At 69.9% G+C, this 20,426-nt stretch carries 22 protein-coding genes and 1 rRNA gene; 7 read left to right on the top strand and 16 right to left on the bottom strand.

Going from position 1 to position 20,426, the window contains the following annotated elements; genetic code table 11:
* Positions 1 to 117, top strand: a 5S ribosomal RNA gene (gene rrf / locus Q9R02_RS03790).
* A 373-nt stretch (positions 118 to 490) separates the two neighbouring features.
* Complete coding sequence (locus Q9R02_RS03785) at positions 491 to 1,594, top strand: multicopper oxidase family protein (RefSeq protein ID WP_305995293.1); 1,104 nt, start codon at positions 491 to 493, stop codon at positions 1,592 to 1,594.
* 6 nt (positions 1,595 to 1,600) lie between these two features.
* On the opposite strand, the gene Q9R02_RS03780 is transcribed toward Q9R02_RS03785, so the two are convergent.
* Positions 1,601 to 2,017 carry a VOC family protein gene (locus tag Q9R02_RS03780; protein WP_305995292.1) on the bottom strand — a complete coding sequence of 139 codons (417 nt, stop codon included), beginning with the start codon at positions 2,015 to 2,017 and terminating at the stop codon, positions 1,601 to 1,603.
* Between the two features lie 104 nt (positions 2,018 to 2,121).
* Between Q9R02_RS03780 and Q9R02_RS03775 the strand changes: the two genes are divergently transcribed.
* Positions 2,122 to 3,069 (top strand): helix-turn-helix transcriptional regulator, encoded by a 948-nt coding sequence (locus Q9R02_RS03775; protein WP_305995291.1) that lies wholly within the window; start codon positions 2,122 to 2,124, stop codon positions 3,067 to 3,069.
* On the opposite strand, the gene Q9R02_RS03770 is transcribed toward Q9R02_RS03775, so the two are convergent.
* The 9 genes from Q9R02_RS03770 to Q9R02_RS03730 form a co-directional block, all read right to left on the bottom strand.
* On the bottom strand, positions 3,054 to 3,635 hold the full coding sequence (locus tag Q9R02_RS03770) for a TetR/AcrR family transcriptional regulator (protein WP_305995290.1): 582 nt from the start codon (positions 3,633 to 3,635) through the stop codon (positions 3,054 to 3,056). The genes Q9R02_RS03775 and Q9R02_RS03770 overlap by 16 nt on opposite strands.
* Before the next feature lie 19 nt (positions 3,636 to 3,654).
* A complete protein-coding gene (locus tag Q9R02_RS03765) occupies positions 3,655 to 4,134 on the bottom strand; it encodes a GNAT family N-acetyltransferase (protein ID WP_305995289.1) in 480 nt (159 codons plus the stop codon).
* 49 nt (positions 4,135 to 4,183) lie between these two features.
* Positions 4,184 to 5,467, bottom strand: a complete 1,284-nt coding sequence (locus Q9R02_RS03760; protein WP_305995288.1) for an RNA polymerase sigma factor — start codon at positions 5,465 to 5,467, stop codon at positions 4,184 to 4,186.
* On the bottom strand, positions 5,449 to 5,826 hold the full coding sequence (locus Q9R02_RS03755; protein ID WP_305995287.1) for a YciI family protein: 378 nt from the start codon (positions 5,824 to 5,826) through the stop codon (positions 5,449 to 5,451). Before Q9R02_RS03755 ends, Q9R02_RS03760 begins: the two co-directional genes overlap by 19 nt.
* Positions 5,827 to 6,006: 180 nt before the next feature.
* Complete coding sequence (locus tag Q9R02_RS03750; RefSeq protein WP_305995286.1) at positions 6,007 to 7,119, bottom strand: mandelate racemase/muconate lactonizing enzyme family protein; 1,113 nt, start codon at positions 7,117 to 7,119, stop codon at positions 6,007 to 6,009.
* 10 nt (positions 7,120 to 7,129) lie between these two features.
* Positions 7,130 to 7,936, bottom strand: a complete 807-nt coding sequence (locus Q9R02_RS03745; RefSeq protein WP_305995285.1) for an amino acid ABC transporter ATP-binding protein — start codon at positions 7,934 to 7,936, stop codon at positions 7,130 to 7,132.
* Positions 7,933 to 8,931, bottom strand: coding sequence for an amino acid ABC transporter permease (locus tag Q9R02_RS03740; protein WP_305995284.1), 999 nt, complete (start codon positions 8,929 to 8,931; stop codon positions 7,933 to 7,935). The genes Q9R02_RS03745 and Q9R02_RS03740 overlap by 4 nt, the downstream gene beginning before the upstream one ends.
* Positions 8,928 to 9,878 carry an ABC transporter substrate-binding protein gene (locus tag Q9R02_RS03735; protein ID WP_305995283.1) on the bottom strand — a complete coding sequence of 317 codons (951 nt, stop codon included), beginning with the start codon at positions 9,876 to 9,878 and terminating at the stop codon, positions 8,928 to 8,930. Before Q9R02_RS03735 ends, Q9R02_RS03740 begins: the two co-directional genes overlap by 4 nt.
* A gap of 51 nt (positions 9,879 to 9,929) precedes the next feature.
* Entirely contained in the window at positions 9,930 to 10,835 is a 906-nt protein-coding gene (locus Q9R02_RS03730; protein WP_305995282.1) for a hypothetical protein, read from the bottom strand.
* Positions 10,836 to 10,927: 92 nt separating this feature from the next.
* Between Q9R02_RS03730 and Q9R02_RS03725 the strand changes: the two genes are divergently transcribed.
* Together Q9R02_RS03725 and cspE are read left to right on the top strand one after the other, a co-directional pair.
* Positions 10,928 to 12,559, top strand: a complete 1,632-nt coding sequence (locus tag Q9R02_RS03725) for a helix-turn-helix domain-containing protein (protein WP_305995281.1) — start codon at positions 10,928 to 10,930, stop codon at positions 12,557 to 12,559.
* A gap of 187 nt (positions 12,560 to 12,746) precedes the next feature.
* Positions 12,747 to 12,950 carry a transcription antiterminator/RNA stability regulator CspE gene (cspE, locus tag Q9R02_RS03720; protein WP_305995280.1) on the top strand — a complete coding sequence of 68 codons (204 nt, stop codon included), beginning with the start codon at positions 12,747 to 12,749 and terminating at the stop codon, positions 12,948 to 12,950.
* An 80-nt stretch (positions 12,951 to 13,030) separates the two neighbouring features.
* On the opposite strand, the gene Q9R02_RS03715 is transcribed toward cspE, so the two are convergent.
* The 4 genes from Q9R02_RS03715 to Q9R02_RS03700 are packed head-to-tail and all read right to left on the bottom strand — an operon-like array spanning position 13,031 to position 16,015.
* Positions 13,031 to 13,597 carry a GNAT family N-acetyltransferase gene (locus Q9R02_RS03715; RefSeq protein ID WP_305995279.1) on the bottom strand — a complete coding sequence of 189 codons (567 nt, stop codon included), beginning with the start codon at positions 13,595 to 13,597 and terminating at the stop codon, positions 13,031 to 13,033.
* Positions 13,598 to 13,633: 36 nt separating this feature from the next.
* The gene (locus Q9R02_RS03710; RefSeq protein WP_305995278.1) at positions 13,634 to 14,323 is read right to left on the bottom strand and encodes a response regulator transcription factor; all 690 of its coding nucleotides are present in this window, start codon (positions 14,321 to 14,323) and stop codon (positions 13,634 to 13,636) included.
* Entirely contained in the window at positions 14,320 to 15,462 is a 1,143-nt protein-coding gene (locus tag Q9R02_RS03705) for a sensor histidine kinase (RefSeq protein WP_305995277.1), read from the bottom strand. Before Q9R02_RS03705 ends, Q9R02_RS03710 begins: the two co-directional genes overlap by 4 nt.
* Before the next feature lie 7 nt (positions 15,463 to 15,469).
* Positions 15,470 to 16,015, bottom strand: coding sequence for a hypothetical protein (locus tag Q9R02_RS03700; RefSeq protein WP_305995276.1), 546 nt, complete (start codon positions 16,013 to 16,015; stop codon positions 15,470 to 15,472).
* 149 nt (positions 16,016 to 16,164) lie between these two features.
* On the opposite strand from Q9R02_RS03700, the gene Q9R02_RS03695 reads away from it, so the two are divergent.
* Both Q9R02_RS03695 and Q9R02_RS03690 read left to right on the top strand, forming a co-directional pair.
* The gene (locus Q9R02_RS03695) at positions 16,165 to 16,776 is read left to right on the top strand and encodes a DUF1349 domain-containing protein (protein ID WP_305995275.1); all 612 of its coding nucleotides are present in this window, start codon (positions 16,165 to 16,167) and stop codon (positions 16,774 to 16,776) included.
* Between the two features lie 47 nt (positions 16,777 to 16,823).
* Positions 16,824 to 18,374, top strand: coding sequence for an FAD-dependent monooxygenase (locus Q9R02_RS03690; RefSeq protein ID WP_305995274.1), 1,551 nt, complete (start codon positions 16,824 to 16,826; stop codon positions 18,372 to 18,374).
* Here Q9R02_RS03690 and Q9R02_RS03685 read toward each other — a convergent pair.
* A complete protein-coding gene (locus tag Q9R02_RS03685) occupies positions 18,371 to 19,414 on the bottom strand; it encodes an NAD(P)-dependent alcohol dehydrogenase (protein ID WP_305995273.1) in 1,044 nt (347 codons plus the stop codon). The genes Q9R02_RS03690 and Q9R02_RS03685 overlap by 4 nt on opposite strands.
* Before the next feature lie 169 nt (positions 19,415 to 19,583).
* The gene (locus Q9R02_RS03680; protein WP_305995272.1) at positions 19,584 to 20,393 is read right to left on the bottom strand and encodes a class I SAM-dependent methyltransferase; all 810 of its coding nucleotides are present in this window, start codon (positions 20,391 to 20,393) and stop codon (positions 19,584 to 19,586) included.
* Positions 20,394 to 20,426: the final 33 nt, after the last annotated feature.

Raw genomic sequence — 20,426 nt, 5'->3', positions numbered from 1 at the left:
TACGGCGGTCATAGCGTGGGGGAAACGCCCGGTCCCATTCCGAACCCGGAAGCTAAGACCCACAGCGCCGATGGTACTGCACCCGAGAGAGTGTGGGAGAGTAGGACACCGCCGGACACAACCACCAGCGAAGCCCCGGAAGCAACGACGCTCCCGGGGCCGCTGCATTTAACACCCGGGACACGACCGCCCGGCAAGGCCACACAGACCCGTCACGAACACCGAAGGGCAGCACCCGCCGAACCGTGGCCGCCCACGCGACGTCGCTGCCTGACCGATATCGCTTCGCCCAGACAGGGACTGTCAGATGCGTACCACCTACAGAATTCTTGCTTATCTTCTGTGCGCCCTCGTGGCTGTCCAGGCGGCCACGGTCGCTTGGGGAGCTGCCGGGCTCGACCATTTCCTCACCAATGGAGGGGCATTCGATCCCGAGAGCAGATCTGGTCCGCCACCATTCCCCGAGGTCTTCGGATTCATGATCCATGGGATGAACGGAGAGATGCTCATCCCTCTGGTCGCCCTGGTGCTTCTGGGGATCTCCTACGGCACCAAGGTGGCCCGATTACGCCCGGGCCATGACTTCGTCTACCGGTTCCTGGCCCGCCAGGCCGGGACGTTCTGGTACCACTCCCACCAGATGTCCCACACCCAAGTGCAGGAGGGCCTCTTCGGTGCGCTGGTCCTGCTGCCCGCCGCCGAGGTGCCGGGCAGCCTGGACATCCCCCTGGTGGTGCACAACTACCCGGGAGCGTCCCGCAGCCTGAACGGCCAGGGCCGTGAGCTCCGGCAGGAGGTGCCCGCAGGCCGGGAAGTCCGCGTGCGGGTCATCAACACGGACAACTCGCCCATCTCCGCCTGGACCACCGGCGCTCCGTACCGGCTCCTGGCCATCGACGGCCACGAGGTCAATGGCCCGACTCCGGTCACGGGCCAGAAGGTCCTCGTCACGGCCGGCGCCCGCGCGGATCTGGGCGTCACAGTGCCCGAAGGCTCAAGCGTCCGCGTCCAGGTCCCCGGTGCGTCGCTGCTGCTGAGCACGACGACGGCGGGCCGCGCGCCGTCGTCGTCCACCGTGCGGGACACCGCGGCACCGTCCGCGACGCTCGACCCGCTCAGCTACGGCTCACCGGTGAGCCTGCCTTTCGACCCTTCGCAGGCCAACCGGCGCTACCGCTACGACATCGGCCGTGCGCCCGGATTCCTGGACGGGAAGCCGGGATTCTGGTGGACGGTCAACGGCAAGACCGGCCGCGACATACCCGCGTTCCCTGCCTCACGCGGTGACGTGGTGGTCATCAGCATCAGCAACGCCAGCGGTGAATCGCATCCGATGCATCTGCACGGGCACCACGCCGTGGTCCTGAGCCGCAATGGCACGCCGGCCACGGGGAGCCCCTGGTGGGTGGACTCGCTCAACGTCGAAACGGGGGAGAGTTACGAGGTGGCGTTCCTCGCGGACAATCCGGGCCTCTGGATGGATCACTGCCACAATCTTCCCCACGCTGCCGAGGGACTCATGACCCACGTGGTGTATGAGGGGGTCACGACGCCATTCCGTCTGGGCGCGGACACCGGCAATGTGCCGGAATGACCGCCTTCACCGGACCGACTCCACCACCTCGACGTAGTGGCTGTTCTCCATGACACCCAGCAAGTTCCCGAACGGGTCCACCACGGACGCCGTCACGAAGCCGGGCCCTTGCGTCCGGACGGCCTGATGCTCCGTGGCGCCGAGTTCCAGCAGACGGGTGAAGGCAGCCTCCGCGTCATCCACCGCCCAGTAGGCGATCGCACCCGAGACGGTCTCCCGGGTGCCGCGCGGCTGCGGAGCGAACCGGGCGTCGATGATGCCGAGCTCGGTGGAGAAATCACCGATGCGGAACTCCACATAGGCGAGTCCGCCGTCGACTTCCCGCGCGAAGTACGGCTCCGCGCCCAGCAGTTCGGTGTACCAGCGGCGGGCCTCCTTGAGGTCCTCCGCGTAGATGTTCACGGTGGCGATTCCTCGCAGCATGACCGGATCCTTCCTTCGGCCGGGCCGTGTGCCCGGGCTCCTGGAATCACTGTGCGCCCGATAAGTGCTCACCTTATGAGCTGTTTTTCTGGGATTCTGGTCCCATGCGTGCCGATCGTCTGGTGTCCGCCCTGCTCATCCTTCAAGCCCGGGGCAAGGTCACCGCCGCCGAACTGGCCGGGGAGCTCGAAGTCTCCCTGGCCACAGCCCGCCGTGACCTCGGGGCGCTGTCCGTGGCCGGCATACCCGTCTACGCCGAACCCGGCCGGGGAGGGGGCTGGCAGCTCCTGGGCGGTTCCCGCACGGATCTGACAGGGCTCACCGCCCCGGAGGCTCGCGCGCTCTTCCTGCTGCTGGGCTCCGCACCGCAGCTGCCCGACGGCGCGGCCCCCGCCCTGCGTAAGCTCCTCCGGGCACTGCCGCCCAGCTTCCGGGACGACGCCGAGGCCGCCGCGGCGGCGAGGGTCACCGACCGTGCCGGCTGGGGCGAACCGGCTCCGCAGCGCCCGCAGCTGGCAGACGCTCTGGAGAACGCCGTCGTCGACCGCCGCCGGCTCCGGCTCGACTACCGCCGCAGTGCGGGAGAGCGGAGCGTCCGGGCGGTGAATCCGTGGGCGGTGGTGGACAAGGGCGGTATCTGGTACGTGCTGGCCGGGACGGACAACGGGCCGCGAACGTTCAGGGTGGACCGGATCGAGGGGCTGGAGGATTCCGGGGAACTGTTCGAGCGTCCCGCGGATCTGGATGTCCTCCGGCTCTGGAACGGCGTCTCCGCGGAGATCGAGGGCCGGCGTTCACGGGTCCGTGTCACCGTCCTTCTCGATCCCGGGCACCTTCCCGTCCTCAGGGACCACTTCGGCACCCACCTGGACGAACTCGGCACGGAGCCGGACGGAAGGGCCAGAGTGAGCGTCGCCGGATCGGTGCCGATGGACGTCGCGCGGAAGCTGGCCGGCTGGGGCTCTTTGGTGGAGGTCGTGGACTCTCCGGAGGTCGGACGGCTCCTGGCGCGGCTGGGACGGGAGCTGATGGATCTCTACTCGGAGGACTGAACCGGCTCGAAGGAGAGGAGGAGCCGGGCGAGCGTCCCCTCGGGGCTCGGGACCGAGGTGTCCCGGCAGCTCTCGGTGAGGTACCGCATCACCGTCCAGACCACCCCGGCGGCGAGGAACTCGCGGGTGGCGCCATCTTCCGTCACCGTGCCTGTCAGCTGTGGTTCCCGGTGCAGCCACTCCGAAGTGGCCCGGACCGCCTCGGCGTGGAAGGGTGCGCCGCCGGGGCTTTCACCGACCCGTGCGTAGAAGAGCGAGTGCTCACTCAGACGACTCAGGAGGGCGCCGAACAGTGCGGGGACCGTACCGGGCACGCCGTCGCTGTGCCCGGCATCCGGCATGCCGGCCACGGCGCTCTCGAAACGGCTCATGCCGGCGGCCGCGAACGCATCCCCGACGTCGGTGAAGTGCTGATAGAAGGTCGGGCGGCTCATACCGGCAGCGGAGACCACATCTTTGATCGAGATCTCCGCGGCGGGGCGGGCATCAAGGAGCCCGGTGGCGGCGTCCAGCAGTGCGAGGCGCGACCGCGCCGCCACGGGGTTCGTCGGAAGATCCTTACTCATGTAAAGAATCTAACATCTGTCAATGGTCCGGCACGAGGGACTTCTTCATCTTCAAGGTCACCGTCTCGTAGCCCAGCGACTCGTACAGCCCGCGGGCCGTGGCGTTGAAGCCGAACACACTCAGGCGCATTGCGGTGGCGCCCTGGCTCCGGGCGTAGTCCTCGGCCAGGAGCATGGTGGCCCGGCCGAACCCCTTGCCACGGTGACCAGGCTCCACCACGATGTCGTAGATCCACCACTCGTGCGGTTCCTCCGGCGGACCGCTTCTCACCCACACATAGCCCACTGCGACGTCGTCACCGTCCAGGACGTCGAAGACGGCATTGCCGGCCGTCTGGGACCCGGTGGGGAACGCCGATTCCAGGGAAAGCTGGGCATGCCGCCGGGCGTCCTCCGGGGTTTCCCCAGTGGCCACCAGGTCCGCCTCGTATTCGGAGCAGCTTCTGGCGAACCACTGCGGGAACCGGTCAGGACTGAGTGGGCTGAGTCGGAGGGTCATGGCCCCAGTCTGCCAAGCGGGACGGCCGGCGTCACGCCGGCCGCGCGGCTCACACCCTGCCCTCGTCCGTCTGCAGCCGATCCGTCCGCAGCAGATCCAGGCGCCGCCGCAGGTACGCCCGTACACGCTCCTCGGCGCTGAGCTCCAGCGCTCTCTCCCAGGCCTCCGCCGCACCGTCGGCGTCGCCGGCCGCCTCCAGTGCATCGGCGCGCACCGCCGCCAAGGGCTGGAACCTCTCGACGGCACCGGGGAACTGTAATGCGACGGCGTCCAGTCTCCGCAGTGCGGCGTGGGGCCCGTCGGCGCGACGGAGCACCGCGGCCTCCGCCACGAGGGAGCCGAGGGTCGGAGCCACTGTGTTCAGCGCCGCGTACAGCGTGGCCAGGTCTGTCCACGGGGTCTCTCCGGTACGGGCACGATCCGCGTGCGCGGCCTGGATCGCGGCCTCGAGCTGGAAGCGGCCGGGTGCCCCGCCGGCGGACAGGCGGGAGGACCGTTCCAGATACTCCCGTCCCCGCCGCATCAGCACCGGGTGCCAGGCCTGGGGATCCTGCTCCTCGAGCGGGACGAACGGTCCGGTCGCCGGCCGGGACGCCAGGAACGCCGCCATGGAGGCGAGCCCCCACGCCTCGGCATCAGTGGCCAGGCTCGACGCGAGGAGCTCCGCGAGGAACAACCCCTCGGCCAAGGACGGAGCCGGTCCATCGTCAGGACCGGAAGGCCTCACCGCCAGGCAGCCGTACACGGCCTCCAGCACCGGGGGAAGGCGGTCCGGCAGTGCCTCCGGACCAGGTGGTTCGAACGGAATGCGGGCGTCCCGGATACGGCGTTTGGCCCGGACCAGACGCTGGGCCATTGTCGCCGTGGGTACGGCGAAAGCGGCCCCGATCTGAGCGGCGTCGAATCCCAGGACGGCCTGCAGCATGAGCGGCGTGCGGATGTCCTCCGCGATGGCCGGGTGCGCGCACATCAGCAGCAAGGCCAGCCGGCGGTCCGGGAAATCCTCGGAGTGATCGGTCATGGCAGGTTCTCCGGCCTCGTCCAGGGGAGTGGACAGCCGGCGACGCGCCGACTTCCAGTCGTCACGCTGCCGGTTCCGGGCCACGGACAGCAGCCAGGCGTCCGGGCGGTCCGGGACACCGTCCACCGGCCAGCGCCGCAGCGCCTGCTCGAATGCGTGGCCCAGGGCGTCCTCGGCCAGCAGTACGTCCCCGGAGCCGCTCGTCAGGAATGCCACCAGGCGCCCGTACGACGCGCGGGCGGCCAGTTCGGCGGCCGCCCGCGCGCCGTCGTCGTCCCTTCCCCGTGGATGGCTCAGGCGTTCGGCGTCCATACGCCGTCCACCGTGTGCACGGCCCCCGGGCGGATCTCCACCGTGCCCCACTGGGCGCCGGGCGCCTGAGCTGCCCAGCCGATGGCGGCGTCCAGGTCCGCGACGTCGATCACGAAGTAGCCGCCCATTTGCTCACGGGAGTCGGCGAACGGCCCGTCCTGGATCCTGAGTTTCCCGTCACGGGTGGTCACGGTGGTGCTGGCATGCGAGGGCTGCAGGACCTCGGCGCCCAGGAGCACACCGGCCTGCTGAAGCGTGGCGGCGTAGCCCGCCATGGCGGCCTTGCCCTGGTCCAGGACCTCCTCACCAAGTTCCTCCGCGGTCATCTCCGGGTAGTGCAGCAGCAGTGTGTATCGCATGGCTCTGTCCTCCTTGATTCGATGGTGGCCCCTTCCGGGCTCACTCTCAAGACGATCGGGCGCGGCGCCGATCGACAGGAGCGTGACAATCCGTTCGGGAGATCTTCCGGCCAGGGGCCCTGACGCGAAGAACCCCTGAGGACGGCTCCTCAGGGGTTCCCACGCATCAGGCGGGCGCGGCTACGCCGTGACCTCCCAGCGGTCCACCGTCAGCTCGTCCAGCACGTCCTGGTCAACGTCCACGCCCAGGCCGGGCCGCTCGGAGACCAGGACCTCCGGGATGCGGAACTCCAGGTTCCCCGGTTCTTTGGCGAACTTCACGGGGCCGGAGAGCTCGGTGGACACGATGGCCGGGTGCGCCAGGGCCAGGTGGTAGCCGGCGGCGGAGGCGATGCTCGTCTCCAACATGGAGCCGATCTGCACGGTGAATCCGGCCAGTTCGGCTTGCGTGGCCAGCCGGTGGCACGCGCGGATGCCGCCGCTCTTCTGCAGCTTCAGATTGACCATGTCCACGCTCCGGGCCTTCACGAAGCGGGCCAGATCGCCCTGCGTCACCACGGCCTCATCCGCCATGAGACGCACGCCCACCTGGGCGCGGATCAGCTCGAAGCCGTCCACGTCGTCCGCACGGATGGGCTGCTCCACCCAGTCGATCCCGAACGGCTCCAGCGCCCGGATCATGCCGATCGCCGTGGCCGGATCGCCCCAGCCCTGATTCGCGTCCACCCGGATGGCCAGGTCGTGGCCGATCGCGGCGCGCACGGCGCGCACGCGCTCCACGTCCAGGCCGTCCTTCCCGCCGAGTTTCATCTTCAGATGGGTGAACCCTTCGGCCCGGGCCTGCACGGCTTGCTCCGCGAGCACCTCGGGGGCCAGGATGCTCATGACCCGGGCGATGAACGGGTTGGCTTCCTTGCGCCCGCCGAGCAGCGCATACACGGGCTGCCCCGCGACCTTGCCCGCCAGGTCCCAGCAGGCGATGTCCACGGCGGCCTTCGCCGAGCCGTTCCGCAGGATCGCGGCGTCCATGCGCTGGTGCACGGCCGTGATGTCCCGCGGATCCATACCGAGGATCGCCGGCAGGAGCTCATGCCGCAGCACCTCCACGGCGCCGCCCGGCGTCTCACCCGTGACGTGCGCGTCCGGAACGCTCTCTCCGTATCCCACCAGGCCGTCGTCGGTCTCCAGCGTCAGCACGATGCTGGGCATGGTGTGGTACGTGTCGTAGGCGACGACGAACGGTTCTTTGAGCGGGACCTCGAGGCGGGTGATGGTCGCCTTGGTGATCTTCACGGGTGTCCTTTCACATCACGGAATTCAGGAACGCGACGGTGCGCGGGTTCTGCGGGTCATCCAGCACCTCGGCGGGCGGGCCGGCCTCCACCACCACGCCTCCGTCCATGAAGACCACGGTGTCCGCGACGCTGCGGGCGAAGCCGATCTCATGGGTCACCACGATCATGGTCATACCGTCCGCGGCCAGCTGCCGCATGACCTCCAGGACGTCACCCACCAGCTCCGGGTCCAGGGCCGAAGTGGGCTCGTCGAAGAGGAGGAGCTGCGGTTCCATGGCCAGAGCGCGGGCGATGGCGACGCGCTGCTGCTGGCCGCCGGAGAGCTGGGCCGGGTAGTGCTGCGCCACATGGGACAGGCCCACCCGGTCCAGCAGCTCCAGCGCACGGGTCTTCGCGGCGTTCCGCTCCACCTTCTTCACGCCCACGGGCGCCGCCATGATGTTCTCCAGGGCGGTCATGTGCGGGAAGAGGTTGAAGCGCTGGAACACCATGCCGATTCCGCTGCGCTGCCGGGACACCTCCCGGGCGTTCATCTCGTAGATCCGGCCGTGCCGCTGGGCGTAGCCCACCAGTTCCTCATCCACGATGATCCGGCCGCCGTCGATGCTCTCCAGGTGGTTGATGCAGCGCAGGAAGGTCGACTTGCCGGAGCCGGACGGCCCCAGCAGGCACATGACCTCGCCCTGCTTCACGGACAGGGTGATGCCCTTGAGGACCTCCACGTGGCCGTAGCTCTTGCGGACGTTGCGGGCCTGGACCAGGGCGCCGGTCTGGACGGCGTCCAGAACGGGCTCGGTGACGGTCAGGGCGTTCACGGCTGGCCTCCTTCGGTGGGGCGGACGACGGCGGGGCGGGCCTTCAGCACGCCGGCACGGCGCAGCAGGGCGGCCAGGCGGCCGAGGGGGGTGGGAGCCTGGGCGGCACCGTTGCCGCGGCCGAAGTGGCGCTCCAGGTAGTACTGCGGGACGGAGAGGACCGAGGTCAGGAACAGGTACCAGCAGCTGACCACCAGCAGCAGTTCCACCTGGCGCAGGTTCTGCGAGGAGATCTGGGTGGCCACCGTGTAGACCTCCAGCACCGCGATGACGGAGAGCAATGAGGTCTGCTTGAGCATGGAGATGGTCTCATTGCCCATGGGCGGGATGATGACGCGCGTGGCCTGCGGCAGGATCACCTTGAACAGCGTGTAGGCCGGGGACATGCCCAGGGATGCGGCCGCCTCCGTCTGGCCCGGGTCCACGGAGAGCATGCCGCCGCGGATGATCTCCGCGGAGTAGGCGGCCTGGTTCAGGGTCAGGGCCAGCAGACCGGCCGTGAAGGCGGGGACCAGGGTGTTGGTGTCCACGGAGAACACCGTGAAGTCGGTGAACGGGACGCCCAGGGTGATCTGCTGGTACAGCAGGCCGAGGTAGCCCCAGAACACGATTTGGATCAGGAGAGGGGTGCCACGGAACACCCAGACGTACAGCCAGGCGAAGAAGTTCATGACCGGGTTGTGGGCCAGGCGCATGATGGCCAGGAACACGCCCAGGACGGTGGAGACCAGCATCGCGATGACGGTGATCAGGATGCTCAGGAGCACGCCGTTCACGATCCGGGGGTTGAACAGGTACTTGGTGACGGTCTGATGGCTGATGTTCGGGTTGGTCCACATCGAATAGATCAGCCACACCAGACTGAGCCCGAGGACCGTGGCGACCACCCAGCGCCACGGGTGGCGCAGGGGGATCGCGACGACGTCGTCGTCGGGCGCTGAGGCCACCGCCGCCGCACGGCGGCTCGTCGGTGCCGTGGGAGCCGCGCTGCTCACTTGGTGTCCTTGCCGAGGTTCATGCCGGCGTCCTTGACGGCGAAGTCGGAGAGGCCGTACTTGTCCAGGATCTTTGCGTAGCTGCCGTCCGCCAGGAGGGACTTCATACCGAGTTCCAGAGCCTTGGACAGGCCGCTGTCCTTCTTCAGCACGCCGATGCCGGTGTGAACGGGCATGTAGCCGGACGGGTTGGCCGGGTCGGTGACGATCTCGAAGGCGTTGCCGCCGTCCGCGGTCTTCGCCGTGTAGCTGGAGGCGGGGGAGTCGGAGACGTCGGCCACGGCCTTGCCGGAGCGGACGGCGGTCTGGACATCGGTCTCGAGCGGCAGTTCGGAGACGTTGATGCCGCTGGAGCCCTTGTCCTTGCACTTCTGCTCGTAGCCGCGGAGCATGTCTCCCTGCACGGTGGCCTTCTGCACGGCCACGTTCTTGCCGCAGAGGTCAAGGATGCCGGTGATCTTCTCGGGGTTGCCCTTCTTGACCAGGATGGAGAATCCGGCGTGCAGGTAGTCCACGAAATCGAGGGCCTGCTCGCGCTCGGCCGTGTCGTTCATGCCGGACATGATGATGTCGTGCTTGCCGGACTGCAGGGACGGGATGATGCTGTCGAAGGACTGCTTCTGCAGTTCCAGCTTCACGCCGAGCCGGTCTCCAAGGGCCTTCGCCAGGTCCACGTCGAAGCCGATGAGGTTCTGGTCGTCGTCGAAGAACTCCATGGGCGGGTACGGGATGTCGGAGGCGACCTTGATGACACCGGCCTTCTTGAAGCTGTCCGGGACCGCGGCCGACGCCGCGGGATCCGCCTTGCCCGAGGGCGCGGCCGCGGGGGCGGCGCTGTCGGCCTCGGCGCCGCCGCTGCAGGCGGACAGGGCGAGGACCAGAGGGAGGGAGACCGCGACGGCGGCGCGGGCGAAGCGGGTACGCGTGAGTGAGGTGTGGTGCTGCATGAGTGCTCCTCGGGACTGGGAGTGAGGCTTGGGAGGTGAAGGAGGGGGCGGTCAGGCGTGGGTGACGAGGCCCTGGGCGGCTGCCACGGTGTTCTCCACGAGGGTGGGGGAGAGCCGGTACCAGCCGGTGCGGGTGACGCCGTCGGCCACTCGGCCGGAGGCGAAGGCGGGTTCGAGGACGTTGCGCAGAGCCATGCGCCAGGCGGAGGCGAGGGCGGGATCCTGGGCGCGCAGGCTCACGATGTCGCGGGGTGCGCGGACCCAGAGGGTCTCGCCGTGGCCCAGCAGGTGGGGCTCGCCGTCGGGGCCCGTCCCGAGGACGGCGGCGTCCGCGAGGTCCGGGAGCTCGACGGCGCGCGGCCGGCCTTCGCTGCAGTCCACGGCGGTCCGGGTGGCCAGGGGCCAGACGGCGGTCAGGCGGTCGCTTTCGTCACCGGCATTGATCTCGTCCTCCATGAGCCCGTAGAAGTTGCGGGTGTACTCGGAGACGTGGGCACCCAGCTTCGCCAGGTTGAAGCGGGCGTTGCGGCTGACCAGCGGATCGAACGTCCAGGTCATGGTGTCGATGCCCCGTTCCAGGGACCAGGCCCGCTGGTGCTGTTTGAGGGCGAAGCCGACGCCCCGGTCGCCGGTGCCGGGCGCCACGCCCGCGATGAGCGAATAGGTGGCGGTGCTGCCGGGCGTCACGATCGCCACTGCCGCGCCGCACAGGGTTCCGTCCGGGCGGTAGGCGGCCGTGATGTTGCATCCCGCGTGGGAGATGGCGCGGAGGATGTCGAAGGGGACCGGGGATCCCTGCGGGGACGTCCCCCAGATCTGGACCAGCAGGGCGTCGATGTCCCGCTGCTTCTCCAGATCATGTTCGTCCACCACGGTCACCCCGGCGGTCCGGGCGGCGTCCTCCGCCGCCTGGCGGGCCTGTGCTGCGACGGGATGGGGTTCAAGGCTGTTGGGCATGCACTCAACTATGTCGTCCGGATCCGGCCTGGGCTTCAGTGTGGAGCACTAAAGTAGGTAAAGAATTTAGTGCTGGAACACCAAGGAGTGCCATGGCTGCCGATACCAGACCGCGGACGCTGCGTGAGCTGACGTCCGTGCTGGACACCGCAGGGCTCAGCCTGCACCACCTGGGCGGCAATCCTGAGCTGGCCCTGTCCAGTCCTGTCATCCTGGACCCGTTGGAGCCACTGCCCGCCCTGCCCGGTGGAATCCTCCTGGGCGTCGGGCTCCCGGCGGGTGCGACGGAGGTGACCGCGCAGGCCCTGGCCGGCGCCGCCCGGCAGGGGTACGCCGCCGTCGTGCTCAAGTCCGGGCCGGCCGCGCCGGATCCCCAGGGGCGTCAGGCGCTGGAGGCGCTCGCGGGCGAGGGGCCCGCCGTGCTCCTGGTGGAGGGTGAGCTCTCCTGGCGGCATCTGGACACGCTCCTGGAATCGGCACTCGGAGCCGTGGCGGAGGCCAGCAACGCCCCCACGGCCCTCGGGGTCGGCGACCTCTTCGCCCTCGCGAACGCCATCGCCGCGATGGTCGGCGGGGCCACCACCATCGAGAACCTGCAGGAGGAGGTCCTGGCCTACTCCACCCTCCCCGAGCAGCCCATCGATGACGACCGTCAGCGAGGCATCCTGGGCCGGCAGGTGCCCTATCTGCCCGAGAACGCCGAGCAGTACGCCGCGGTGTTCCGTTCCCGTGGCGCGGTGCGCATCCAGGGCGTGGGTGAAGGCGCCATGGACCGCCTGGCGATCGCGGTGCGGGCCGGCACCCAGCCGATCGGGTCCATCTGGGTGGTGGACGCCGACGGTGACCTCCCGGAGGATTCGGTGGCCGCCCTGGAACGCTCGGCGGACATCGCCGCCCTCCACCTCCTCCAGGCGCGCAGCAGCAACGACCTGGCTCGCCAGCAGCGCGCCGACGGCCTCCGGCGGCTCCTGGAGGGTGACGGCGATGGCGCGCTCGTGGCGCGGCACTTGAACCTCGCGCCGGAAGGCCCGTTCGCCGTGCTCGCCTTCGCCCCGGATGTGGTGCCCGGCTCCGAGGCCGTGACCCTCAGCCGGCTCATGGACCTGGTCAGCATCCAATGCGAATCCCAACGCCGCGGCACCTGGTGCGTCCTGCTGGAAGGGACCATCTACGCCCTCCTGTCGGGCCTGGAGCCCGGGCAGGAACGGTCCGTGGAGTCGCTGGCCCGGCGGGTCATCGACCGCGCGGCCGTCTCCCTCCGGCTCCCGCTCCGGGCCGCCCTCGGCGCCGTCGTGGGCGCGGTGGGGGAGTTGGCAGGCTCACGGCGCTCGGCGGACCGGGTCCTCCTCCTGCAGTCGACGACGGCGGGCGGACACGACTACACGACCGCAGCTCAGGAACACAGCCGGCTCACTCTGGTGGAGCTGGGTGCGGTCCTCGGCTCACGTGAGGGCCTGCTGTCCCCGGCGGCCCTGGCCATGGCCCGTCATGACGAACGCCACGGAACCGATTACATCCGCACGGTGCGGACCTACCTGGACGCCGGGCGCGACTCCGCCCGGACGGCCGCGGAGCTGTCCCTCCACCAGAATTCCTTGCGTTACCGTCTGCGGCGGATCGAGGAGATCTTCGGGGTGGACCTGTCCGGTGCCGGCCTGACCGGGGCCGACGACACGCTGGTGCTCTGGCTCAGCCTGCGGGTCATGGAAGGAAAGTCTTCGTGAATGAAGGAATCAGATCTGGCGCAAGCGGCGTACACCTGTAGACTGGGAACAGTTGTTTTGCATTGGGTAGTTCAGAGCAGTGCCCACGGGTGACCGTGGTGTCTTTCTGAGGTAAGCCGTGGAGAGCATCCCACACCGGAGACCCGAAAGTCGGGACTGAGCTCCGGCTTCAGTAAGGACACAGATTATGGCTACAGGTACCGTGAAGTGGTTCAACGCGGAAAAGGGCTTCGGCTTCATCTCCCCCGATGACGGCAGCCAGGACGTTTTCGCGCACTTCTCCGCGATCAACTCCAACGGCTACCGCTCCCTCGAAGAGGGCCAGCGTGTCTCCTTCGAGGTCCAGCAGGGCCCCAAGGGTCTGCAGGCCGCGAACATCGAGGCCATCTGATCTTGTAGATCGATGAACGCGCAGTGCGCGTTGAACACCTCAGGGCCGGTTTTCACCGGCCCTGAGGTGTTTAACGAGGTTCAGACAGCGTTCGCGGCCCGCCACTCATCCTCGAGCAGCGCGTAGATGAGCATGGTGCACCATTCGTCCTTGCACCATTCCTCGTCCACCATCCGGGCCTCCCGGCGCATGCCCAGACGCTCCGCCAGCCGGGCCGAGGCCGCGTTCCGCTCGTCCAGGCGGGCCACCACGCGGTGCAGCCCGAGTTCCTCGAAGGCGAGCCGGAGCATCATCTCCGCCGCCTCGGTGGCGTAGCCCAGGCCCATGGCATCCGGCGCCAGGATGTAACCGACCTCGCCTGAACGGTTCTCGGCACTGTGCCAGAACAGCACCACGTCACCGACCAGGCGGCCGGTGCCCTGTTCCTCGATCGCGAGGGTCATGCCCTGTCCGGGCTCCGTGAGTTCCGTCCGGCCCCAGCGCGTGGTGATCCGCTCGGCGATGTCCTCCCGGCTCAGAGGCCCGTAGGGCACGTACCGCACCACGTCCGGGAGGGACTTGTAACGCAGCATGGGCTCGACGTCGTCGCCGGTCATGGGGCGCAGCAGCAGTCGGGCGGTCCGGATCGGGTAGGTGGGGCTCAGCATGTCCCCATGCTCCCATGGTTCTGGTTTGGGGCGGGTTCAGGAGCGGGCCAGGGCGATGGCCTGGGCCCGGTCGCGCACGGCCAGCTTGGCGAAGAGCGAGTTGATGTGCGATTTGACCGTGGAGACCCCCAGGAAGAGCCTCCCGGCGATCTCTCCGTTGCTCAGCCCGTCCGCGACGAGCGCCAGCACCTCCGCCTCCCGCCGGGTCAGCTGCGGGAAGCGCGCCAGGAGGCCGTCCGCCGGTTCCGGCGACGACGCCGGACTGGACGACGGAAGAGAGCCTCCCGGCGTCGTGCCATGGCTCAGCGCCCCGAGCAGGACGGCGCTGACCTCGGGAGCGAAGGTTGACTGCCCGCGTGCGACGGCGCGGATCGCCGCGGCGAGCTCGGCCCGGCCGGCGTCCTTGGTCAGGTAGCCCCGTGCGCCGGCCGTCAGTGCCCGCACGATCGACTCGTCGTCGGCGTAGGTGGTCAGGACGAGGACGGCCGTGCCCGGCAGCTCGGCGGTGAGCCGGGCCGTCGCACCCACGCCGTCCAGCCGCGGCATGCGCAGGTCCATGAGCACCACGTCCGGCTGGAGCCGCAGCGCCAGTTCCACGGCCTCCGCTCCGTCCGAAGCCTGGCCGAGCACCTCGAACCCGGCCGTCAGCTCCAGAAGCGTGACGAGGCCGTCACGGACGATCGCCTGGTCATCGGCCACGAGGACGCGGATCGGAGCTTCACTCACGGTGTTCTCACCTCGGCCGTCACCACGAAACGGTCCCCGTGCACCCCGGAGCCGGCCGAGCCGCCCGCAGGCAGGGCGCCGAAACGCTCGCGCATGCCCAGAAGCCCGTAGCCGCCGCCCGGGCGTGGACCATCGTCCTCGGCGGAGTCCGGCATCGGATTGGAGACGGTGAGAAGCACGCTGCCATTCTTCCAGTGGAGGGACACCCGGACCGGTTCGCCCGGCGCGTGTCTGCGGGCGTTGCTCAGGGCCTCCTGCAGGGCGCGGCCAAGCGCCTCCTGCTGCCCGGAGGTGAGCGGCACGGCGGCGCCGATCTCTGTGAAGTCGGCGACCCCGCCCAGGGAGCGGTGCGCCTCGAGAAGGCCCGTGAACGTTCCGGCCAGCCCGGCCGAGGGCTCCGGCATGCGAGCGCCGGTGTCCCGCAGAGCGGTCACCGCCCGTCGAGCCTCCTGAAGCCCGTCCGAGGCGAGGCGACGGGCGGCCGTGACCCTTGCCGCCGCCGCGTCCCGGTCGCCGGCCTCCAGCAGCGCCTCGACGGCGTCGAGCTGGAGGACCAGTCCGCCGAGGCTGTGCGCCAGGACATCGTGGAGGTCCCGCGCGATCGCCACCCTCTGCGCCTCCTGGCGCATCAGCAGTTCCTTCTCCCGCAGCAGGGCGGACTGCTCCTCGGCGACCCGGAACTGGCGGCGGCTGTATCCGGCCACCGCGGCCAGCAGCACGCCGCCCATCATGGTCAGGGTGTCCGGCACGGCCGTGGTGTGGACGGCGGCACCCGTGGCGATGAGCCCGCAGCTGAGCACGGCGAGGGTCACGCCCGCCGTGAGCGGTGCGGCGAGCGTGCCGATCACGGCCACCGTGCCGATCGCGGCCGGGACCACGGTGAGGCCGTGCGTGGCGGCCGCTGCGAAGCCTCCGCTGACGGCTGCGAGCGCACTGAGCGAGAGTGAGGCCGCCTGACCGTGGGGGATCATCGCGACGGGGCCCCGGGCGGCCCAGGAGGCCACGGCGACGAAACCCGTCGCCGTGGCCCAGAAGGGGCGCGTGTGGTCATCCAGGGGGAACAGTGCGTAGCCGACGGCGACGGCTCCGAGGAGGTTCAGCAGCGCGAGGGTCCATCCCGGCCGGCCCGTGGTGGTCATGAGTCCATCATGCGACAGGACGGCGTGCCCCGGGCTGTTGAACTGCCGCGGACGGCGGCGTGGCGATCCGCTGGGCGAAGACGAAGGTGCGTGCGGCGCGGTTCGCGGCGAGCATCAGCAGGATCGCCCCGGTGGAGGCGGCCACCTGGGAACCGGCCATTGACGCCAGGACGTCCAGGCCCACGCGGACCGCGATCACCAGCACCCACAGGAGAAGGCCCAAAGCGCCGGTCCGGGATTCGAGGGTGGCCATGGCGCCATTGCGTCCCACGGGCCGCGGCGCGGACAGCGGGCGGAAGTGGGCCAGGGCGCCCATCCAAGCCCCGATCCCCAGCGAGATGACGAGTTCGGCCACCAGGACGCCGAGGTCCAGGGGCGTGAGTGCACTGGGTGAGGCGGTCTGCATCAGCATCGCGACGCCGACCACGCCCATGATCAGGGGCATGCGCCACATGGTGGAGATGGCGACGGGGCGCCAGGTCATCTGCCGGTAGCCGATCCAGCCGATCAGCGCGAGGGCGAGGAGTACGTTGCCGATCATCTGCAGGGACATGGCCGTGCCTTTCGGGAAGCTTTCCGGCAACGGTTGCCGGTGAATCCAGCTTCCGGTCTCCGGCCCCGGGACGGGACCATCCCAGGGTGGAACGCCGGGTGGAGATCCGCGGGTGGAGGCCGCCGACCGGGGAGGGGGAGAATGCTGTCATGACGTCCTTCAGCCTCCCCGGTGTGCCCCATGATTTCCGTCCGCTGCTTTCCTCTGGGGGCCGGGCGGAGCAGGACGGCGATGCGGTGACGCTGCACGCGGGGGCCGGGGATGATCTGTTCCGCCGTCCCGGGACCGACCGTGCCGTGGCCACCGCCAAGGTGTTCGGATTCGCCGTGGACGGCGACTTCCGGCTCGAGGCCGAGGTCCAGGTGGAGTTCCTCAGCGACTTCGACTCGGCGGTTCTGGTGGGATACCTGGACGAGCGGCACTGGTTCAAGCTCTGCGCGGAGCGGGACGAGCTGGGCAGCCCCCGGATCATGTCCGTGGTCACCCGGGAACGCTCGGACGACGCCACCGGCATCCACCTGGACGGTGGACCGGTCCGGCTGCGCATCTCCCGCTCCGGGACGATGGTCAGCCTGCACTATTGCACCGACGGCGCCCGGTGGAACCTGGCCCGCTACTTCGACTTCCCGGTGACCGGCTCCGAAGGAGCGCTCCGGGCGGGGATCGCCGTGCAGTCGCCGCGCGGCACGGGAACCAGTGCGACATTCCGGGATGTCCGCTTCAGCGCCGACGGCGTCACGGAGGTCCGCAGCGGCGAGTGAGGCCCGGGACCCGGGCATGGGCAGGGCTGGGCATGAGGGAGGACGGCATGGACGGGCATTCCACGGACGTGATGATCATCGGGGCGGGGCCCACGGGGCTCATGCTCGCCGTGTGCCTGGAACGGCTCGGCGTCCCGTTCCTCATCGCGGACCACAAGCACGGACCCACGATAGAGTCGCGCGCCCTGGCCCTGCAGGCCCGCAGCCTGGAGATCTACGATCAGCTGGGCCTGGCGGACCGCGTCCTGGCGGGCGCCTCCGCGGCACCGGCCATCGTTCCGGGCTTCCGGGACCGCCCTTTCGCCACCTTCTCCTTCCGGGGCCTGGGCGGGGATCTCACGCCGTATCCCGGGATCTACGTCTTCGAACAGAGCCGGAACGAGCGGCTTCTGGTGGACGCGCTGGAGGAGGACGGCCGTGGGGTCCTCTGGGGGCACCGGCTTGAAGCCCTGGAGCGGGACGCCGGGGGCGTCACCGCGCTGCTCCGGGACGACGACGGCGCCCCGGCCCGCGTCCGCGCACGGTACCTGGTGGGTGCCGACGGGGCGTCCTCGGCGGTGCGGGAGCTGTCCGGCATCCCCTTCGACGGGGTCACCAACCCGCACACCTTCTACGTCGCGGATGCCAGGGGCGTCCAGGGGCTGGTGCCGGACTGCGTGAACCTGCGCTTCAGCGCCACGGACTTCCTCCTGACCTTCCCGCAGGGAGCCCCGGGGCGTCACAGGCTCATCGGGGTGGTCCGGACGGACGGCGGGGAGGAGGTCTCGGAGGAGTCCGCCCACGCCACACTGGCCCGGGAGTTCGGGGTGCGCTTCGACGACACGGCCTGGTTCTCCACCTACCGTGTCCATCACCGGGTGGCCCGGCGGTTCCGGGACGGGCCGGTGTTCCTGGCCGGAGACGCCGCGCACGTCCACTCGCCCGTCGGGGCGCAGGGCATGAACACCGGGCTCCAGGACGCCCACAACCTCGCCTGCGCGCTCGCCGACGTGATCCACAACGGCGCCGCCGAGGATCGTCTGGACGGGTACCAGGAGGACCGAAGGCCGGTGGCCCGCACGCTGGTCCGCAGCACGGACCGCCTCTTCGGGGCCGTCACCGCCGACTCGCCGTTCAGCCGCTTCATCCGCTCCGAAGTCCTGCCCAGGGTGGCCCCCGTGGCAGGACGGATTCTGCCGCGCCTGGCCAAGAGGGCCGGACTGTTCGAGTACGTCTCCCAGATCCGCATCCACTACTGGATGGACCCCGACGCCCGGCGCCGAGCGCACGGCCGGCGTGGGGCCGTCGTCGGGCGCCGGCTGCCCTGGAACGGGGACAACTTCGCGGCTCTGCGCGAGTTCGCCTGGCAGCTGCACGTCTACGGGGACGCCGACGACGCCGCGCTGGAACGGATGGGCAAGGAGAGCCGGCTGCCGGTGCACCACTTCGACGTGCTCGGCAATGCGCGGCTGCGCGCCGAGGCGAGCGGCGCCGCGGGGGTGGTGCTCCTGGTGCGGCCGGACGGCTTCGTCGCCGCCGCCCGGCCGCTCCCGGCGAGCGTGGCCGACTGGGCCATGCACGCTCCACGGGCCGGTGGTCCCCGGACGAGGCGCGGCTAGGGGACGATGACGGCGCGGCCCGCGATCGTTCCCTCGTGGAGCCGGTGGTACGCCTCCGGCCCGTCGTCGAGGGAGAAGCGCTCCACTTCCACGCTGAGCTGCCCGGCACGGGCCAGGTCCAGTACCTCGGAGAGCTCCGAGCGGCTGCCCCAGTAGGGGATCCGCACGGCGACGTCGTAGGCCTGTGTGCCCCAGCCAAGGCTCGCCGTGCCACCGCCGATGCCCACGATCGTCGCATCGCCCTCGGCCGCCGTCGTGCGCACAGCCAGATTCATGGTGGGCGTGATGCCCACGAAGTCGAATGCGGCGTTGGAGCCCCGCCCGCCGGTGAGTTCCCGGATGGCGGCCTCCGCGCCGTCGTCGCTCAGCACCGCATGGTGCGCGCCCACCTTGCGGGCCAGCTCCAGCTTCTCTTCGCTGACGTCCAGCGCGATCACCGTGGCGCCGGAGAGAGCCCGCAGGATCTGGATGGCGACATGGCCCAGGCCGCCCGTGCCGATGACCACGGCGAAGGTGCCGGCGCCGAGCTTCGGCAGCGACTGCTTGATGGCGTGGTAGGGCGTGAGCCCTGCGTCCGTGAGGGAGACGTTCTCCACGGGGTCCAGATCGCCCAGGGGGAGCAGGTGACGGGGATCGTCGATGAGCACGTACTCGGCCATGGTGCCGTCCCGGCCCAGGCCCGGAGGGAAGATGCCGTCCCGCTTGGCGCGCTCGCAGTAGTTCTCCTTGCCCTGCTGGCACAGGTGGCAGAGCCCGCAGCCCCAGGGGCCGTAGATCGCCACGGCGTCTCCCACGGCCACGCTGGAGACACCGGCGCCGACCTGGTGGACCACGCCGACACCTTCGTGACCAAGCGTCATGGGAAGGGGGAAGCCGGAGCCGCGGTACGCGTCCTCCGGCAGGCTCATGACGAACTGGTCCGAGTGGCACACGCCCGCGGCCGTGACCTTGACCAGGACCTGGCCTGCGCCGGGCACGGGGATGGGCACGTCGCGGATTTCGGGGGCCTGGCCGATGGCCGTGTACTGCAATGCCTTCATAGGGGATCGATCCTCACTGCTGACGATGAGCGGGCCCCGCCGTGGACCGCCCCATGACGGGGCCCGGTCCCGGGACCGGCAGGGCGGCGCGGGCACTGCCTCCGGTCCGCGTCATTTCCACGATACTCCTCATAATGTTGCGTTATGAAACATATGGAGTGGTGCCGGCTCAGGCCGTGCCGGTCACCAGGAGGGCGCTGACCGGGAGCCGGAACTCCTCCTCGCCGAGGTTCCGGGCGAGGAGGGTGGCCACCGCGTCGCTGACAGCCTCGGCCTGACCTGGCCGGTCCGCCTCCACGTGGTTCAAGGTCGGAGTGCCGAGCACATGGGACCGCGCCACGATCCCGGCGGTCGTCACGGCACTCTCATGGGCCACCGTCTCCACCCGCACCTGGGAGAACCCGGCCTGCTCCAGCTCGGTTCCCAGCTTCCAGGGGTCGGCCAGGGAGAACGGCACCCGCTCCAGGAACGACGTCGCCTGGGTCAGGCCCAGCTCGGCCAGGGCCTCGGCGACGGCCCGCGGCAGGGGGTTGTTGGCGAGGCTGTCCCACACGGCCAGGGCCAGTCGGCCGCCCGGTGCCAGGACACGCCGGGCCTCACGGTATGCAGCGGGACGGTCGGGGAAGAACATCACGCCGAAGGCGCAGACCATGGCGTCGAAGGAGTGATCGTCGAAAGGGAGCCTCTGGGCGTCGGCCTGAAGCCATTCCAGCGTGTCCGAGCCGGGGAGGACGGAGGCCGCCCGGGCCAGCATGGCCGGGTTGAGGTCGGTGGCGGTCAGACGTGCGTCCGGGAGCGCCTTGCGGAGCTCACGGGTCACGGCACCGGTCCCCGCGGCCGTCTCCAGCACGGTGGCTGGGGCGCACGCCGCCACCCGGGCGGCCAGGTCGCGGGCGTAGTCCTGGAACATGAGCGGCACCAGGAGCTCGTCATAGAGCGCGGGGATCGAACCCGCGAAGTCCTTGTCCTTGGCATTCATGCTTCATTGTCACGCCGGAGCCGTTCCGGGGAA

Origin of the sequence: Arthrobacter horti (assembly GCF_030731045.1) — a bacterium.
Taxonomy (GTDB): Bacteria; Actinomycetota; Actinomycetes; order Actinomycetales; family Micrococcaceae; genus Arthrobacter_E; species Arthrobacter_E nanjingensis.
This window is presented reverse-complemented; position numbering and strand designations above follow the sequence as displayed.

Excerpts from the sequence above, each read along its gene's own strand:
- Q9R02_RS03785 (WP_305995293.1), top strand. The coding sequence starts at position 491 with ATGAACGGAGAGATGCTCATCCCTCTGGTCGCCCTGGTGCTTCTGGGG.
- Q9R02_RS03780 (WP_305995292.1), bottom strand. The coding sequence starts at position 2,017 with ATGCTGCGAGGAATCGCCACCGTGAACATCTACGCGGAGGACCTCAAG.
- Q9R02_RS03775 (WP_305995291.1), top strand. The coding sequence starts at position 2,122 with ATGCGTGCCGATCGTCTGGTGTCCGCCCTGCTCATCCTTCAAGCCCGG.
- Q9R02_RS03770 (WP_305995290.1), bottom strand. The coding sequence starts at position 3,635 with ATGAGTAAGGATCTTCCGACGAACCCCGTGGCGGCGCGGTCGCGCCTC.
- Q9R02_RS03765 (WP_305995289.1), bottom strand. The coding sequence starts at position 4,134 with ATGACCCTCCGACTCAGCCCACTCAGTCCTGACCGGTTCCCGCAGTGG.
- Q9R02_RS03760 (WP_305995288.1), bottom strand. The coding sequence starts at position 5,467 with ATGGACGCCGAACGCCTGAGCCATCCACGGGGAAGGGACGACGACGGC.
- Q9R02_RS03755 (WP_305995287.1), bottom strand. The coding sequence starts at position 5,826 with ATGCGATACACACTGCTGCTGCACTACCCGGAGATGACCGCGGAGGAA.
- Q9R02_RS03735 (WP_305995283.1), bottom strand. The coding sequence starts at position 9,878 with ATGCAGCACCACACCTCACTCACGCGTACCCGCTTCGCCCGCGCCGCC.
- Q9R02_RS03730 (WP_305995282.1), bottom strand. The coding sequence starts at position 10,835 with ATGCCCAACAGCCTTGAACCCCATCCCGTCGCAGCACAGGCCCGCCAG.
- Q9R02_RS03725 (WP_305995281.1), top strand. The coding sequence starts at position 10,928 with ATGGCTGCCGATACCAGACCGCGGACGCTGCGTGAGCTGACGTCCGTG.
- cspE (WP_305995280.1), top strand. The coding sequence starts at position 12,747 with ATGGCTACAGGTACCGTGAAGTGGTTCAACGCGGAAAAGGGCTTCGGC.
- Q9R02_RS03715 (WP_305995279.1), bottom strand. The coding sequence starts at position 13,597 with ATGCTGAGCCCCACCTACCCGATCCGGACCGCCCGACTGCTGCTGCGC.
- Q9R02_RS03705 (WP_305995277.1), bottom strand. The coding sequence starts at position 15,462 with ATGACCACCACGGGCCGGCCGGGATGGACCCTCGCGCTGCTGAACCTC.
- Q9R02_RS03700 (WP_305995276.1), bottom strand. The coding sequence starts at position 16,015 with ATGTCCCTGCAGATGATCGGCAACGTACTCCTCGCCCTCGCGCTGATC.
- Q9R02_RS03695 (WP_305995275.1), top strand. The coding sequence starts at position 16,165 with ATGACGTCCTTCAGCCTCCCCGGTGTGCCCCATGATTTCCGTCCGCTG.
- Q9R02_RS03690 (WP_305995274.1), top strand. The coding sequence starts at position 16,824 with ATGGACGGGCATTCCACGGACGTGATGATCATCGGGGCGGGGCCCACG.
- Q9R02_RS03685 (WP_305995273.1), bottom strand. The coding sequence starts at position 19,414 with ATGAAGGCATTGCAGTACACGGCCATCGGCCAGGCCCCCGAAATCCGC.
- Q9R02_RS03680 (WP_305995272.1), bottom strand. The coding sequence starts at position 20,393 with ATGAATGCCAAGGACAAGGACTTCGCGGGTTCGATCCCCGCGCTCTAT.